16 protein-coding genes are annotated in these 14,966 nt (G+C 37.4%); 13 read left to right on the top strand and 3 right to left on the bottom strand.

Annotated features, from left to right (window positions below; translation table 11 throughout):
* Positions 1-82 precede the first annotated feature (82 nt).
* The 8 genes from OTK01_RS11855 to OTK01_RS11820 all read left to right on the top strand — a co-directional run bounded on the left by OTK01_RS11855 (position 83) and on the right by OTK01_RS11820 (position 7,162).
* Positions 83-388, top strand: a complete 306-nt coding sequence (locus tag OTK01_RS11855; protein ID WP_013431676.1) for a DUF6922 domain-containing protein — start codon at positions 83-85, stop codon at positions 386-388.
* A gap of 36 nt (positions 389-424) precedes the next feature.
* Positions 425-562: a hypothetical protein gene (locus OTK01_RS11850; RefSeq protein WP_156844440.1), complete on the top strand. Its 138-nt coding sequence runs from the start codon at positions 425-427 to the stop codon at positions 560-562.
* A gap of 19 nt (positions 563-581) precedes the next feature.
* Positions 582-1,322, top strand: a complete 741-nt coding sequence (locus OTK01_RS11845; RefSeq protein ID WP_029227752.1) for a 2-phosphosulfolactate phosphatase family protein — start codon at positions 582-584, stop codon at positions 1,320-1,322.
* On the top strand, positions 1,315-1,875 hold the full coding sequence (locus tag OTK01_RS11840; protein ID WP_029227751.1) for a DUF6512 family protein: 561 nt from the start codon (positions 1,315-1,317) through the stop codon (positions 1,873-1,875). Before OTK01_RS11845 ends, OTK01_RS11840 begins: the two co-directional genes overlap by 8 nt.
* A gap of 28 nt (positions 1,876-1,903) precedes the next feature.
* On the top strand, positions 1,904-3,865 hold the full coding sequence (gene metG, locus OTK01_RS11835; protein ID WP_029227750.1) for a methionine--tRNA ligase: 1,962 nt from the start codon (positions 1,904-1,906) through the stop codon (positions 3,863-3,865).
* Entirely contained in the window at positions 3,862-4,626 is a 765-nt protein-coding gene (locus OTK01_RS11830; protein ID WP_029227749.1) for a TatD family hydrolase, read from the top strand. The genes metG and OTK01_RS11830 overlap by 4 nt, the downstream gene beginning before the upstream one ends.
* A gap of 27 nt (positions 4,627-4,653) precedes the next feature.
* The gene (locus OTK01_RS11825; RefSeq protein ID WP_029227748.1) at positions 4,654-5,247 is read left to right on the top strand and encodes a TatD family nuclease-associated radical SAM protein; all 594 of its coding nucleotides are present in this window, start codon (positions 4,654-4,656) and stop codon (positions 5,245-5,247) included.
* Positions 5,248-5,698: 451 nt separating this feature from the next.
* Positions 5,699-7,162 (top strand): PIG-L deacetylase family protein, encoded by a 1,464-nt coding sequence (locus OTK01_RS11820; RefSeq protein ID WP_029227747.1) that lies wholly within the window; start codon positions 5,699-5,701, stop codon positions 7,160-7,162.
* A 6-nt stretch (positions 7,163-7,168) separates the two neighbouring features.
* On the opposite strand, the gene OTK01_RS11815 is transcribed toward OTK01_RS11820, so the two are convergent.
* The 3 genes from OTK01_RS11815 to OTK01_RS11805 form a co-directional block, all read right to left on the bottom strand.
* Positions 7,169-7,585: a bifunctional nuclease family protein gene (locus tag OTK01_RS11815; protein WP_013431685.1), complete on the bottom strand. Its 417-nt coding sequence runs from the start codon at positions 7,583-7,585 to the stop codon at positions 7,169-7,171.
* Positions 7,586-7,657: 72 nt separating this feature from the next.
* Complete coding sequence (locus tag OTK01_RS11810) at positions 7,658-9,745, bottom strand: heavy metal translocating P-type ATPase (RefSeq protein WP_029227746.1); 2,088 nt, start codon at positions 9,743-9,745, stop codon at positions 7,658-7,660.
* 19 nt (positions 9,746-9,764) lie between these two features.
* Complete coding sequence (locus OTK01_RS11805; protein WP_029227745.1) at positions 9,765-10,142, bottom strand: ArsR/SmtB family transcription factor; 378 nt, start codon at positions 10,140-10,142, stop codon at positions 9,765-9,767.
* Between the two features lie 191 nt (positions 10,143-10,333).
* On the opposite strand from OTK01_RS11805, the gene OTK01_RS11800 reads away from it, so the two are divergent.
* The 5 genes from OTK01_RS11800 to rapZ all read left to right on the top strand — a co-directional run bounded on the left by OTK01_RS11800 (position 10,334) and on the right by rapZ (position 14,966).
* Positions 10,334-11,587, top strand: coding sequence for a glycosyltransferase (locus OTK01_RS11800; protein ID WP_029227744.1), 1,254 nt, complete (start codon positions 10,334-10,336; stop codon positions 11,585-11,587).
* A 19-nt stretch (positions 11,588-11,606) separates the two neighbouring features.
* Positions 11,607-12,434, top strand: coding sequence for an HAD-IIA family hydrolase (locus OTK01_RS11795; protein WP_029227743.1), 828 nt, complete (start codon positions 11,607-11,609; stop codon positions 12,432-12,434).
* Positions 12,435-12,439: 5 nt separating this feature from the next.
* Positions 12,440-13,072 carry an SOS response-associated peptidase gene (locus OTK01_RS11790; protein WP_029227742.1) on the top strand — a complete coding sequence of 211 codons (633 nt, stop codon included), beginning with the start codon at positions 12,440-12,442 and terminating at the stop codon, positions 13,070-13,072.
* Positions 13,073-13,133: 61 nt separating this feature from the next.
* Positions 13,134-14,078: a UDP-N-acetylmuramate dehydrogenase gene (gene murB, locus OTK01_RS11785; protein ID WP_029227741.1), complete on the top strand. Its 945-nt coding sequence runs from the start codon at positions 13,134-13,136 to the stop codon at positions 14,076-14,078.
* 15 nt (positions 14,079-14,093) lie between these two features.
* Complete coding sequence (rapZ, locus tag OTK01_RS11780; RefSeq protein ID WP_029227740.1) at positions 14,094-14,966, top strand: RNase adapter RapZ; 873 nt, start codon at positions 14,094-14,096, stop codon at positions 14,964-14,966.

The raw sequence follows: 14,966 nt of genomic DNA, 5'->3' as shown, positions 1-14,966 counted from the left end.
AGCAAGGGGGATATTTTTTATTTTATTTTGCAAGCAAATTGTGATATATATAAAATAAAGAATTTTAAGAGGTAAAATTATAATGAGAAACAATAGCAGCATTCCTCCAGAATTTAACAAATTTTTTTGGGATGTTGATATTAACAAATTGGATGTCTGGAATAACAGGTGTTTTATAATAACACGTATTTTGAATTTTGGTGATTTAGAAGCTGTAAGATGGCTCTTCAAAACTTATGGTGAGGAAACAATAAAAGAGACGGTAAAAATAAGTAGAAGTCTTTTGCCGAAACCGGCAAGATTTTGGCAGGCATATTTTGATTTGAAAGAAGAGGAAATAAGATGTTTTAAAGTTTATAAAGAAATAGAAGGCTTGTTTAATTTCTAATAATGATTTTGTTTTAGTTGGAAGGTGATTATTGGCATGTTTCGAATAGTAAGCTTTTGCTATTTCGAAGAAGCTGAAAAAGAGGCAATGCCAAAAATGTATATAAAAGTAGAATGGGATGAGGTAAAGAAATTTTTCATAAATGAAAGCAAAATTTTCAAGGAAATGTTATAAGAAAGAAGGTGCAAAAGCATTGAAAATACTCACATTTTCGCATTACAAAGATGTTGATGAAGGAAGAATAAAAGATTCTCTTGCCATTGTGATAGACCTTTTGAGGGCAACATCTGTGATGATATGGGCAATATCAAACGGGGCAAAAAAGATTGTGCCTGTTGAGTCTATTGAAGAGGCAAAACTTTTAAAAAGTTTAAATGAAGATGTATTACTTGGCGGAGAAAGAGGAGGAGTTTTAATACAAGGGTTTGACCTTGACAACTCACCGCTTTCTTACAAAAAAGAGATTATCTTTGGCAGAACAATTGTCATGACAACAACAAACGGAACAAGAGCGCTCAAAAAAGCGGCCATGGCAAAAAGAATCTTTCTTGGTTCGTTTATAAATGCCAGAAAAACTGCAGAGTATATATTCAAAGAGGTTTTAAAAGACGATATCCAGAAAATAGCAATTGTATGTGCAGGGACTGAAGAAAAATTCACACTTGAAGATGTCCTTTGTGCGGGATATTTTGTGGATATATTTAAAACCTACCTTGAGAGTTTTAAGGTTGATGATTTGTCTTTGGCTTCATATGAGCTTTATAAAAAATTTGAAAATGACCCCCATGAAATATTAAAATATTCATATCACTATAATCGTCTAAAACAGCTTGGGTTTGAAAAAGACCTTGAGTTTTGTCTCAAGAAAGACTTTGTAGATACTATTTGTGAGTTCAAAAACCTTGTTGTGGAGAAGGTGCTTGTTGATGTTTGAAATTTATCTATCCTCGTACTCAAAAAGAATTTATCGCAAGAGAGCCAAGATTACAACCTTTGTAGGAATGCTTTGTATTCTTTTGATATCTTCTCTTTTGCACTTTGGATTTGAGTTTTTCGGGAGGATAAAATGGACAGGGGCTTTGTTTGCAGTAAATGAAAGTATATGGGAACATCTAAAGATAGGCTTTTTTGGCGGCTTTATTTTCTACATAATTGAATATATAATCTATGGAAGAAGGTTTGAAAATTTTGTTGTGGGAAAGTCAGTGGCACTTTTTTTGATACCGTTTTTGACAGCTGTCTTCTACTTTTTATACACAGCGTTTTTCACTGAAAACCTGTTTTTTGACATCATGACACTTTTTTTGGCGATTATAATTGCTCAGCTTGTTAGTCTTGGAATTACACTTTCGAAAAAGAAGATAAAAAAAGCACCTTTTGTAATATTGATAATTTTGCTTTTAATCCTTTTTCCGCTGCTTACATACTTTCCACCCAAAATTCCTCACCTTTTTTATGATTTTGCTCATAATAGGTATGGAATATAAAAATTTTTAAAAGGAGGAATAAGGCAGAATGGAAAAACCAAAGTTTTATATAACAACACCAATATACTATCCTTCTGACAAACTCCATGTTGGTCACACCTACTGCACAGTTGCAGCAGACACAATTGCAAGATACAAAAGGCTAAGAGGGTATGACGTGTTTTTCCTGACAGGAACAGATGAGCATGGCCAGAAAATTGAAAGAAAGGCGCAGGAAGCTGGAAAAACTCCCCAGCAGTACGTTGATGAGATAGTGGCTTCGATAAAAGAGTTGTGGAAGCTTATGAACATCTCATACGATGATTTCATAAGAACAACTGAAGAGAGGCACAAGAAGGTTGTTCAAAAGATATTCACAAAGCTGTATGAGCAAGGCGATATTTATAAGAGTGAGTATGAGGGCTGGTACTGTACACCGTGCGAGTCTTTCTGGCTTGACAGACAGCTCATTGACGGCAAGTGTCCGGACTGTGGCAGACCTGTTGAAAGGGCAAGGGAAGAGAGCTACTTTTTCAGGCTATCAAAGTACCAGGATGCTCTGATGAGGTATATAGAGGAACACCCAGAGTTCATAGTTCCCCAGTCGCGCGCAAATGAGATGATAAATAACTTTATAAAACCTGGACTTGAAGATGTCTGTGTGTCAAGAACAACCATCAAGTGGGGAATTCCTGTGCCGTTTGACCCAAAACATGTGATATATGTGTGGATAGACGCTCTTTCAAACTATATAACAGCCCTTGGTTACATGTCAGAAGATGACAGCAGGTTCAAAAAATACTGGCCGGCAGATGTTCACCTTGTTGGAAAAGAGATTGTCAGGTTCCACACAATTATCTGGCCGGCAATGCTGATGGCACTTGGTCTTCCGCTTCCCAAAACAGTTTTTGGCCATGGCTGGCTGCTTTTGGAAGGCGGCAAGATGTCAAAGTCCAAGGGAAATGTTGTTGATCCTGTTGTACTTGCTCAAAAGTATGGTGTGGACAGTCTTCGTTACTTTTTGCTGCGCGAGATTCCGTTTGGTGCCGATGGATATTTTTCTGAAGAAGCTCTGAAGAACAGGCACAACAGCGACCTTGCAAACGACCTTGGAAATCTTTTATCAAGAACAGTTGCCATGATCGAAAAGTATTTTGACGGTGTGATTTACCTTCCTGAGGAAAAAGAAGAAATTGACAACGAGCTGAGAGACCTTGCAAAAGAGGTATACGAAAATGTCTGCAAACTACTTGATGAGTTTCAGTTTTCAAATGCCCTGATTGAAATATGGAAGCTTATCTCAAGAGCAAACAAGTATATTGACCAGACAATGCCATGGGTGCTTGGCAAGGACAAGTCAAAGTATCCAAGGCTAAAGACAGTGCTGTACAACCTTGCAGAGGTTTTGAGGATTGTGGCGATTTTGATAGAGCCGTTCATGCCGCAAACAACACCAAAGATTTTAGAGCAGCTTGGAATTTCAAAAGATAAAAACCCTGAGATAACCGCTTGGGAGACTGCTGGGCAATTTGGCTTGATTCCAGAGGGAACAAAGGTTAAAAGAGGGGAGCCTATTTTCCCAAGAATAGTTGAAAAGGAGGAAAATGCTGTGGAAGATACAAACAAGCAAGAAGTTAAAAGACCTGAGGGAGCTGTGCCCGCAGATGACAAAAATGAAGAGCAGAAAGAATACATTACAATAGATGATTTTGCAAAGATTGAGCTGAAAGTCGCAAAGGTTTTAGAGGCGCACAAAATTGAAGGTGCAGATAAGCTATTAAAGCTTATAGTTGATTTGGGAGATGAAAAGAGACAGATTGTTGCGGGCATTGCAAAACACTACACGCCTGATGAGCTTGTTGGCAAGAAGATTGTGGTTGTTGCAAACTTAAAGCCTGCAAAGCTAAGAGGTGTTGAGTCGCAGGGGATGCTTTTAGCAGCGTCAATTGGCGATGAGCTGTGCCTCATTACACCTGAAAAAGATATCAAAGAGGGTGCAAAAGTTAAATGATAATAGATGTTCATGCTCACTATGATGATGAAGCGTTTTTGAACGATTTAGAGGATGTGATGGCAAGGCTGAAAGAAGAAAATATAATTGCCATCTCATCCTCTTCTTCTGTTGAGTCTTCAAAAGAAAACATTGAAATTGCAAAAAAATATGATAACATTTATATAACCATTGGGATTCATCCTCACGAGGCAAAGGATGCACCAAATGATTTTGAAGATGCACTTTTTGAGCTTGCAAGGTTTGAAAAGAACGTTGCAATTGGCGAGATTGGACTTGACTACCACTACGATTTTTCTCCAAGGGATGTTCAAAGAGATGTTTTTGTAAGACAGATTGAGGTTGCAAAAGCATTAAATCTTCCAATTGTTGTTCATTCAAGAGAGGCACATAAGGACACTTTAGATATTCTTCTTGAAAAGGCAGTTGGAAAGATTCCAGTTTTGATACACTGCTATTCGGGAAGCGTTGAGATGAGCAGGATTTTGAGAAAACATGGCATTTATATTTCAGTTGGCGGTGTTGTCACTTTTCAGAATGCTAAAAAGCTCATTGAGGTTGTAAAAGAATACCCCATTGAACTTTTGATGCTGGAAACAGATAGTCCCTACCTCACACCACACCCCCACAGGGGCAAAAGAAATGATTCTACCTATTTGAAGTATGTGATACAAAAGATTGCACAAATAAAAGAGGTTTCTGAAGATGTAGTAATTGAAAAGACAACTCAAAATGCCAAAAACTTTTTTGGTATAAAATAAAAAGAATGGAGATGGAATGAAGATAAAATGGGAATGATAACATATACAATTGACAACAGGCTATATATAAACGTGACAAACAAATGCACAAACTCATGCATATTCTGTATAAGAAACAGTGAAAGAGGGCTTGGCGAAGGATATGACCTTTGGCTTGAAAAAGACCCAACAGCAGAGGAAATACTTCTTGAGATAAAAGACCCGCAAAAGTATGATGAGATTGTGTTTTGTGGCTATGGTGAGCCACTTATCAGGGTTGATGTTGTAATTGAGGTTGCAAAAAAGTTAAAAGAGATAACATCAGTGCCGCTGAGGGTCAACACAAACGGTCATGCATCTTATATTCACAAAAAGAACGTACCACAGCTTCTCTCTGGCATTATTGACAGGATATCAATAAGTCTCAATGCCCCAAACAAAGAAAGGTACAATGAAATTTGCAGACCGTTTGCTGAAGATATATATGACCATGTGATTGAGTTTATAAAAGAGAGCAAAAAATATATAAAAGAAGTCTGGGTTTCGTGTGTCGATATAATTTCAAAAGAGGAGATAGAAGAGTGCAGAAAAATTGCGCAGAAACTGGGGGTTAATTTTAAGCTGAGAGCTTATGAAGAGTAAAACTGAAAAAACGGGGAAGTGTTATAAGGGATGACAAGAGTGTTTTTGTGCATAGCTAAAGTATACAAAATAAGCACAGATTTTTATTAAAATCGGTCAAATATTCACATAGCCACATAGCTAAAAAAGCGGAAAGAAACTTGAAAAAGTTCATTTATTTTTGGTATTGATTGGTGTATACAAAAAACATATAATTATAACTGTAAACAGCAAGCGGCAAGAAAAATGCGGACAACCCCCTTGTAACTGCTGTATTTGAAAACTTACATAAGCTCAAAATCCCCCCCGTTCATTTCCTCCTTTTATATAGAAAGCGGGCAGGAGCTCACAGAATAAAAGAGCTTCTGCCCGCTTGCGATTTTAGAGGGAAATTTTAATGGAAAATACATCAAAGATAGTGTAAAATAAAAAGAGCATCTTTGCTATAAAAAAGGAGCAGGTCAAAAGGTATATGCCAAGGTTCAAAGCTGCTACTTCTGAAGGTGAAGTATACAGAAAACCCCAGAAAGAAAAAAGAATAAGATTTAAGCGCAAGTATATTCTATACGCGTTTGTTATCTGGATTGTTGCGAATGTTTTAGTGTTTTTGGCAAGAGAGTATATTTCAAACTACTTTTTTTCAGCTCAGCTTCCACAACTTCAGGTTGAAAATTACAAAAGGATACTAATCTTTGCACCACACTGCGACGATGAAACACTATCTTCTGCAGGTGTGATACAAAAAGCGCTTTTGGGTGGAAGTAAAGTCAAAGTTGTTGTCATGACAAACGGTGACGGGTTTACCCGTGCTGCGGGTCAGAACTTTGGCAAGATTAGACTAAGCCCTGATGACTACATAAGGTTTGGCTATCTTCGCCAGAATGAAACAATCCATGCGCTTGAGGACTTGGGCTTGAGGAGAGAAGATATAATTTTCTTAGGATATCCTGATAGGGGTTTGAGGTTTTTATGGGAAAAGTATTTTGATTCAAAGGTAAGCTATTTTAGTCCTTTAACACGTACATTCAAAAGTCCGTATTCAAACTCCTATCAGAGAGGAGTAGAGTACAAAGGAATAAACGTTGTGAAAAATATTCAGAGCATAATAAAATCATTTGAACCTGATTTAATAATCTATCCATACTCACGCGACCAGCATCCTGACCACTGGGCAACATCGGCATTTGTCAAGTTTTCCATCCTGACGCTAAACTATAAGTGTGAGGAATGGCAGTATCTTGTGCACAGGGGCGACTGGCCGACACCTTTTGGCAAGCACCCTCAGATGTATCTTGTCCCGCCTTTCAAGCTTGCGTTTACAGATACAAAGTGGTATCAGGTACCACTGGATGACTATATGATAGAAAGAAAATCAAATTCAATCTCAGACTACCACTCTCAGATGAAGGTCATGAGAGGATTTTTGGAGGCATTTGTCCGTCAAAACGAACTGTTTGCAAAGATTGATAGTAAAAATGCAAAAAAATATGAGGGTGATAACCTGTTTTCAGACAAGTATTTAGTTAGCAAGGAGCCGACACACGACATATGGTCCCTCATTTTTGAAAAAGGTGCTGACATTGAATCGATATTTGCAGCGCACGACAGCAAGAACATCTATATAGGTATCAAAATGGTTGGTTCTGCTAAAAAACTTATTTCGTATTATCTTCACATAAGAGCATTTGAAAATTACAAGTATCTTGGCAGGATGTATGTTTTAGTTTCTGGCAGCAAAATGAATGTAATAAAGACCATGACAAGCCCTGCTTTTTCAGCTCAAAATGCCAAGATGCGCAGAAAAAAGAATCAGATTGAAATAATATTTCCCAAAAAAGATTTACAAAATCCAAACATGCTTTATTTGAGCGTGCGCACAGAATTTCTGGGTCGTCAGCTTGACAGAAGCGCATGGAAGGTAATTGAGCTCAAATAGGTCTTTTTACTGAGGAATTAGCTCTTCGTACTTATAGGTAAACTCTATGAGTTTTGGTGTCATATAAATTGGGCAGTTTACCCTAAGAGCAAGCGCAATTGCATCGCTCGGTCTTGAATCTATGACAGAAATTACATTGTTGTAGTCTTTTAAATAAATCTCTGCATAGTATGTTCCGTCCCTTATATCTGTAATTACAGCTTTCTGGATGGAAATTGAAAACTTTTGCATAATCTCAACCATAAGGTCGTGCGTCAGAGGGCGTGGAAACTTTTGTTTTTCAAGCGCAAGTGCAATTGACTGAGCCTCAAGCGGGCCTATGAAGATAGGGAGTACCATTTTGTTGTTCTTGTCGCAAAGAAGAACCGCAAATCCTCCCCCTTCTTCAAAAAATGCTACGTTTTTAACATACATCTCTATCATCCCAAAACACCTCTTTTTGGCAAACTAAAATAGAAAGCGCAAATCCCCCTCTTAAATATTATACCTCTTTTTTTACTTTTTGAGCACTCTCAAAGAATTCAAAACTGCTAAAAGCATTGCACCGGTGTCAGCCACAACTGCTTCCCACAGATTTGCAACTCCCAAGACTCCTAAAAACATCACCGCAAATTTTATCCCGAGAGAAAGAACAATATTTTGAATGACAATCTTTCTTGTGAACCTTGAATCTTTTATTAAATCTACAATCTTAGATAGCTTTTCATCAAGAAGAACAATGTCTGCTGCCACTGTTGCAAGATAACTTGCACTGCCTGCAAATGAAATTCCAACATCACACACAGAGAGGGCGGGCGAATCATTTGTTCCGTCTCCCACAAATACAACGTATCCCTGCTCTTTATTTTCAAGTTTTATTTTTTCAGCCACTCTTACCTTCTCTTCTGGTAGAAGTTCTGAGAAGACCCCATCTATCGTAAGACGTTTGGCAATTTTTTCTGCCGCCTCTTTTTTGTCACCTGTCAAGAGATATATCTTTGCGCCAAAGCTTTTGAGGTCATTTAAAACCTTTTTTACATCATCTTTTAAAGAATCTCTCAAGGCTACATACCCGCAGAATTTCCCGTCAGATGAGACAAAGATGTACGAAAGTTCAGGAGATACTTCAGAGCTGTGGTCTATTTCAACTCCATTTTCTTGCAAAAACTCTTTTGTTCCTATCAAAACCTTTTTGCCATCAACAATCCCTTCTATTCCTCTTCCGGGATGTTCTTTGAGCTCTTGTACAGAGGAAAGAGAAAGACTATTTTCTCCAATTCCTTTTAATATAGACTTTGCTATCGGGTGGTTTGAAAGGCTTTCAATGCTTATAAGAATTTTCAAAAACTCTTGCTGCGAAATTCCCACAGGTACAATCTTTTCAACAGAAAGAACCCCATTTGTGATTGTTCCAGTTTTGTCAAAAAGGAAACTACCTATTTTTGATGCAAGAATATCAATAAATTGAGAACCTTTTACCAGTATTCCCTTTGAAGAAAGCTTTGAAATTGACGCAAAATATGAAAGCGGCACAGATATAACAAGGCTGCAAGGGCAGGAGATAATTAAAAAAATAGCTGCCCTGTAAATCCACAGTTTAAAAGGCTGGTCAAATAACAGTGGTGGCAAAATGGCAAATGCTGTTGCTAATGCAACTACTGCCGGTGTGTATACCTTTGCAAACCTTGTTATAAACCTTTCCATTTTTGATTTGTTGGCAGATGCATTTTCAACAATCTCTATTATTCTGTGCAAAGAAGAATCTTTGTAAAAACTTTGAGCTCTGATTTCCAAGAACCCGTCAACTACCACAGTGCCGGCTAAAACCTTGTCATTTGGGCCTGCAGCAAAAAGCTTTGACTCACCTGTAATAGCAGATGTATCCAAAAATGATTTTCCAGATACTACAGTTCCATCAACCGGCACTCTTTCACCCGGTTTTACCACCACTATATCACCAGGCACAACATCTTTTGGATTTACTTTCCTGATGCTATTGCCAATTTTCAAGTTTGCATAGTCTATTTCAAGGTGCTTGAGAGCTTGTATGGTTTTTCTTGACTTGTTTAGTGCAACATCCTCAAGTATTTGACCAATTTTGTAAAGAAGCATAACAGACGCTGCTTCGGGGTACTCTTTTAAGAAAATAGCTGATAATGTTGCAACTGTCATCAGAAAATTTTCATCAAATACTTGAAGTTTTCTGAGGTTTTTAAAAAAGCTTAAGATAACATTTTTTCCCGAAAGAAGGTATGAGACAAGGAAAAAGATTAAAGCAAAACCTTCTTTTCTTGTTAAAAGTCCTGCTCCAAAAAACGCAGCAGAGATTACTACAAGTAAGATTTCACCTCTGTTTAGCATTGGCTTTTCTTTTGGCGCCTCTAATACACTTACCCCAGGGTCAATTTCATCTGCAATCCTCTTTACCGCTTCAACAAATGCACTGTAGGACTTTTGTTCAACCTTTGCTGAGAGCTTCTTTGTTACAAAATTCAAAGAGACGCTTTCTGCAAAAGGGAGCTTTGCCACCTTTTCTTCAATCTTTTGAGCACAATGGGCACATGAAAGATTTTCTAAAATTAATTCTACATTTACTTTTGCCAAGTCTGCCTCATCCTCTCATCTACTGGTTTTCGCTAAGATGCGCAAGACCAAGTTCAATTATGCTTTTTACATGGTCATCCGAAAGAGAATAATACACAACTTTGCCAGCCTTTCTGCTCTTAACTAACCTGAAAGCTTTTAGTAGCCTTAGCTGGTGAGATATCGCCGACTGAGATGTGTTCAAGACCGCTGCCAAGTCGCATACACACATCTCAGAAAGCAAGAGACTGCTTAAGATTTTTATGCGTGTTGAGTCTGAAAAAACCTTGAAAAACTCAGAAAGGTCAAACATGGTCTCTTCATTTGGAAGACTTTCTTTTACTTTTTGAACAATGTCATTGTGGATTATACTGCAGCTGCATAAATCAACTTTTTTAGAACCATCTTGGTTTTTCAAGTTCTTTTCACCTCAGTTTCAAGATTGAACATTTGAATAATTGTTCATATATTCATTATAAAAGGACTTTTTCAAAAGGTCAAGGGTGCCTTTAATTTTAAGGTTTAAAATGTTGTGTTGACGTTTTTGACTTTTGAGTGATAAACTCAAAAAAGAATAAAAACAATTTTTATCAAGGGGGAAAGCTAAATTTGAACTTAATTCTTCTTACAATAGGCTATCCACATCCCAAAAGAGATGTATTTGTGGGAAATGAAATAGATATTCTCTCAAGGTTTTTTGATAAAATCTATATCGTGCCGATTTGGCCGGGAAAGGTGCTACCTAAAAAGCTAAAGAATTTAAAACAGTATATTCAAAATCCAAAGGTTGAAGTGGCTGATATAAGCTTTGGATTAAAAGAGATTCTACTTTTTAATCCAAAACTTGTAGGTCTTATGATAAAAGAGATACTTAAGGCTTTATTTTCTCCAAAGCCTTTTTCATACAGAATATTAAATCTATGGATGATTTTTAGATGGACTTTCCTTACAAACATCACAGTTGCAAACTTGAGAAAACTTATAAAAAAGTACAATATTCCTGTTCAGGATACAATACTCTATTCGTACTGGTTTCATTTTTTGGCGCTGTCAACCGCACTTTGCAACCAGCCTTTTGCCCTGAAGGTCTCAAGAGCGCATGGTTCGGACCTTTATGAAAAGAGCTATCCTCAGCCATGCAAAAAGTTTATTATTGAAAACATTGATAAGGTTTTTGCCTGTTCAAAGATGGGTGCTGAGTATATAAACAAGAGGTATCAAACAGACAAAGCAGAAGTGTCGTACTTAGGGACTTTTAATAAGTACAGTGCAGTCGTTGATAAGAAAAGAGAAGAAGTTTTCAAAATTGTCAGCTGCGCGAGGCTTGCCCCTGTGAAGAGGATTGACAGGATTGTTGATAGCCTTGAGAAAGTTGAAAGCGTTAAAATTTCGTGGACCCACATTGGTGATGGGGAGCTTTTTGAAAAAATAAAATCATATGCTCAAGAAAAGCTGGGCAAAAAAAGCAATATTCAATTTATATTTTTAGGTTTTATGAAAAATGAAGATATTTTGAACCTGTATGCAAGTAGTAACTTCAATCTGTTTGTAAACACAAGCAAGTCAGAAGGTCTTCCGGTTTCTATCATGGAAGCAATGTCGTATGGAATACCTGTTGTGGCAACAGATGTTGGTGGAACTAAAGAGATTGTGAAAAATGGAATAAACGGCTTTTTGCTTGACAAAGACTTTTCAGACTTTGACCTTGCAAGCCTTATAGAAAGATTTGCTACCATGAGCGAAGAAGACTATAAAAAGTTTTGTCTTGCTGCAAGAAAGACATGGGAAGAGAATTTCAATGCTCAAAAGTGCTATGAAGATTTTGCAAAAAGGCTTTTAGCTCTGGCAGCATCAAAAAAATGAAAAAAGGGGAAGCTTGCAAATGAAGAATAGCAGTATTCTAAAAAACATAGACCTTTTCCTGCTTGACTTGGACGGCACGGTATATCTGGGTGAAAGAGTATTTGAAGGTGCAAGAGAGTTTATAAAGCTATTGAAAGAAAATCAAAAAGACTTTCTGTTTTTGACAAACAATTCATCAAAAAGCTCAGAAGAGTACTATTCAAAGCTTTTGAACATGGGCTTTGAGATTACAAAAGAAAACGTGTTTACTTCAGGTCAGGCAATGGGAATTTATATAAAGACAATCCACAAAAAAGAAAAACCACCGAGAGTATATGTTGTTGGCACAACATCTTTAAAAAGAGAGCTAAAGTCGATGGGCATCTTTGTTGTTGACAGTCCAAATTACAATATAGACTATCTTGTTGTGGGGTTTGACACTCAGCTTACCTACAAGAAACTTTTAGATGCATGTGAGCTTATGAGAAGAGGAGTTCCTTTTTTTGCAACAAACCCAGACCTTGTTTGTCCTTTAGATGGCGGAAGATATATTCCAGATTGCGGGTCTATCTGCATCATGCTTGAGAATGCAACAAAGAAAAAACCTGTATTTGTTGGGAAACCTTCTTCCATAATGGTTGATATAATCTCAAATTTTAAAAAGGTTGACAGAAGCAGGATTGCAATGATAGGAGACAGGCTTTACACAGACATAAAAATGGCAAAGGATAGTGGTATGGTTGCTGTTCTGGTGCTGTCTGGTGAGACAAAGCTGGAAGATGTTGAGGCTTCATCTTTGAAGCCAGATTTGATATATGGTTCAATAAAGGATATGTATGAGGAGCTAAAGCTGGTCTTTGGAGGCTGATTTATATGTGCGGAAGATACTTTTTAAATCTTGATGAGAACATTGAGGAGATTAAAAAAATTTTAGATGAGATTTCACAAAAATATGAAGGAAGTCCTATTTTGCAGAAAGTAAAGTCGGGTGAGATATTTCCTACAGAGTTTGCTGCTTCAATTATTCAGAAAGACTTTCAAAGAGAAGCTGAGATTTTAAGATGGGGATTGCCTCTTCAAAACAAAAAAGAGGTCATAATAAATGCAAGGGCTGAGACTATCTTGGAAAAGCCTTTGTTTTCCAGCATAATTTCAAACAGGTGTCTGATTCCTGCCCAGGGTTTTTTTGAGTGGAAGAAAGATGGTAGCAAAAAACAAAAGTTTTTCATAAAACCAAAAGATTGCAATATCTTTTACATGGCAGGGCTTTACAAAAGGGTGGAGCTTGAAGGCGGAATACTTGTAGATAGTTTTGTCATCCTCACAACAGAGCCGGCAGAAGAAATAAAGCATATTCACAGCCGCATGCCTGTTATTCTGAAAAAAGAGCATGAAGATTTGTGGCTTTTTGAAAGTGGGAGTCCAAAAGCTTTAAAGAGTTTGTTCTCTCAAATTCTCAGACCATGGGAAGATGGCATTGAGGCAGTTGAGGTAAAAAACAATTAAATTTTTTGTTTAAATATAATATAATAAAATTTGAAACAGAAGCTTTTTAGGTGATAGAAAAATGGAATTTGAAATGTATTTAAAAAATTCAGGTATTGAGTTTCTAAAAGACCATCCGCTAAAAGAGTTTACAACATTCAAGATAGGCGGAAAAGCAAGATATATAGTATTTCCCAAAAGTACCGAGCAGCTTATCGAGATATTGACTTTAGCAAAAGATGAAGCGATAAACTACATTGTTGTTGGAAACTGCTCAAATGTTCTTGTCTCTGACAAAGGTTACAATGGTGCGATAATCACCACAGTTAAGATAGATTCTTTCAAAATAGATGGAAATTTAATTGAAGCAGAGTGTGGAGCTATGCTCTCTCAGGTTGCAAGAAAAGCGTGCGAAGCAGGCCTAAAAGGTTTAGAGTTTTCGGTGGGAATTCCTGGCACTGTTGGCGGTGCTGTGTACATGAACGCAGGTGCATACGATGGAGAAATAAAAGATATTTTTGAATGGGCAGAGGTTTTGGATGAGAACTTAAATAGATTGAAGCTTTCTAAGTCAGACATGAGATTTTCTTACAGGCACAGCCGGCTAAAAGAAGAAAGAATGGTGCTTCTCAGAGCAGCATTTTGCCTCAAGTTTGCCGACAAAGAAGATATTCCCCCTTTGCAAAAAGCAAATGAATTTGCAAAAAGACGGCGAGAAAAACAGCCTCTTTCTTATCCAAGCGCAGGTTCTGTATTTAAAAGGCCGCCAAACAACTTTGCAGGAAAGCTCATTGAGGATGCGGGATTGAAAGGGTATAGGATAGGCGGTGCGTGTATATCAGAAAAACATGCAGGGTTTATCGTAAATGTAGAAGATGCTAAAGCTGAGGATGTAAGAAAGCTCATTTATCTTGCTCAGAAGACTGTATACGAAAAGTTTGGAATTTTGCTTGAACCTGAGATTCAGTTCATAGGCGAGTTTGAGACACCGCTTTTTGTGCCCGAAAATGTCCAAAATAGAAGATAAAAAAGGGTGATTTTGTTGGAGATAGTAATAATAACTGGCATGTCTGGTGCTGGTAAGAGCTTAGCAATAAGGGCGTTTGAAGACATGGGATTTTTTTGTATAGACAACCTACCACCGCAGTTTTTACCCAAGATTGCTGAGCTTGCAAGTGCAACAAAAGAGAAGATTTCAAGGATTGCTGCGGTTGTAGACATTCGTGGTGGCGAGCTTTTTGATGACTTCAAAGATGTTCTTCAGGAGCTGAAAAAAGATGACCGCAACTTTAAACTCCTCTTTTTAGATGCGCATGATGAGGTTCTTATAAAGCGGTACAAAGAGACAAGGCGAAAACATCCTCTGAGTCATGAAGGTGACGGCAGCATTTTAGAAGCCATTCAAAAGGAAAGAGAAAAGCTTGAGGATATAAAAAGGTATGCTGACTTTGTGATTGATACATCCACACTTTTGCCACGTGATTTAAAAGAGAAACTCTTTGAGATTTTTGTCCAGCAAAAGTCAAAAGAGGCAATGCTAATCACCATTATGTCGTTTGGGTTCAAATATGGGCTTCCGCTTGACGCTGACCTTGTTTTTGATGTGAGGTTCATCCCAAATCCATTTTATGTGGATACTCTCAAGCACAGAACAGGTAAAGACCCTGAGGTAAAAGAATATGTCTTAAGGTGGGATGTTACAAAAGAATTCTTGCAAAAACTTTTTGACCTGATTTTATTTTTAATACCAAACTATGCAGAAGAAGGAAAAGGACAGCTTGTTATTGCAATTGGCTGTACTGGTGGCAAGCACAGGTCTGTCACAGTTGCTGAAGAGCTTAAAAAGACTATTGAAAACCAGGGATATAAAGTTTCAATATTTCATAGAGATATAGAGAAAGATATAAAAGGGTGA

Origin of the sequence: Caldicellulosiruptor acetigenus, from assembly GCF_026914305.1 — a bacterium.
Taxonomy (GTDB): Bacteria; Bacillota; Thermoanaerobacteria; order Caldicellulosiruptorales; family Caldicellulosiruptoraceae; genus Caldicellulosiruptor; species Caldicellulosiruptor acetigenus.
The sequence above is the reverse complement of the archived record's forward strand: the minus strand, read 5'-3'. Positions and strand labels throughout refer to the sequence as shown.

Bases quoted from the DNA above. Each gene is read 5' to 3' on its own strand.
- OTK01_RS11840 (WP_029227751.1), top strand. From the start codon at position 1,315: ATGTTTGAAATTTATCTATCCTCGTACTCAAAAAGAATTTATCGCAAG.
- OTK01_RS11795 (WP_029227743.1), top strand. From the start codon at position 11,607: ATGAAGAATAGCAGTATTCTAAAAAACATAGACCTTTTCCTGCTTGAC.
- OTK01_RS11815 (WP_013431685.1), bottom strand. From the start codon at position 7,585: ATGATAGAGATGTATGTTAAAAACGTAGCATTTTTTGAAGAAGGGGGA.
- murB (WP_029227741.1), top strand. From the start codon at position 13,134: ATGGAATTTGAAATGTATTTAAAAAATTCAGGTATTGAGTTTCTAAAA.
- OTK01_RS11825 (WP_029227748.1), top strand. From the start codon at position 4,654: ATGGGAATGATAACATATACAATTGACAACAGGCTATATATAAACGTG.
- OTK01_RS11830 (WP_029227749.1), top strand. From the start codon at position 3,862: ATGATAATAGATGTTCATGCTCACTATGATGATGAAGCGTTTTTGAAC.
- OTK01_RS11855 (WP_013431676.1), top strand. From the start codon at position 83: ATGAGAAACAATAGCAGCATTCCTCCAGAATTTAACAAATTTTTTTGG.
- OTK01_RS11850 (WP_156844440.1), top strand. From the start codon at position 425: ATGTTTCGAATAGTAAGCTTTTGCTATTTCGAAGAAGCTGAAAAAGAG.
- OTK01_RS11820 (WP_029227747.1), top strand. From the start codon at position 5,699: ATGCCAAGGTTCAAAGCTGCTACTTCTGAAGGTGAAGTATACAGAAAA.
- OTK01_RS11790 (WP_029227742.1), top strand. From the start codon at position 12,440: ATGTGCGGAAGATACTTTTTAAATCTTGATGAGAACATTGAGGAGATT.
- metG (WP_029227750.1), top strand. From the start codon at position 1,904: ATGGAAAAACCAAAGTTTTATATAACAACACCAATATACTATCCTTCT.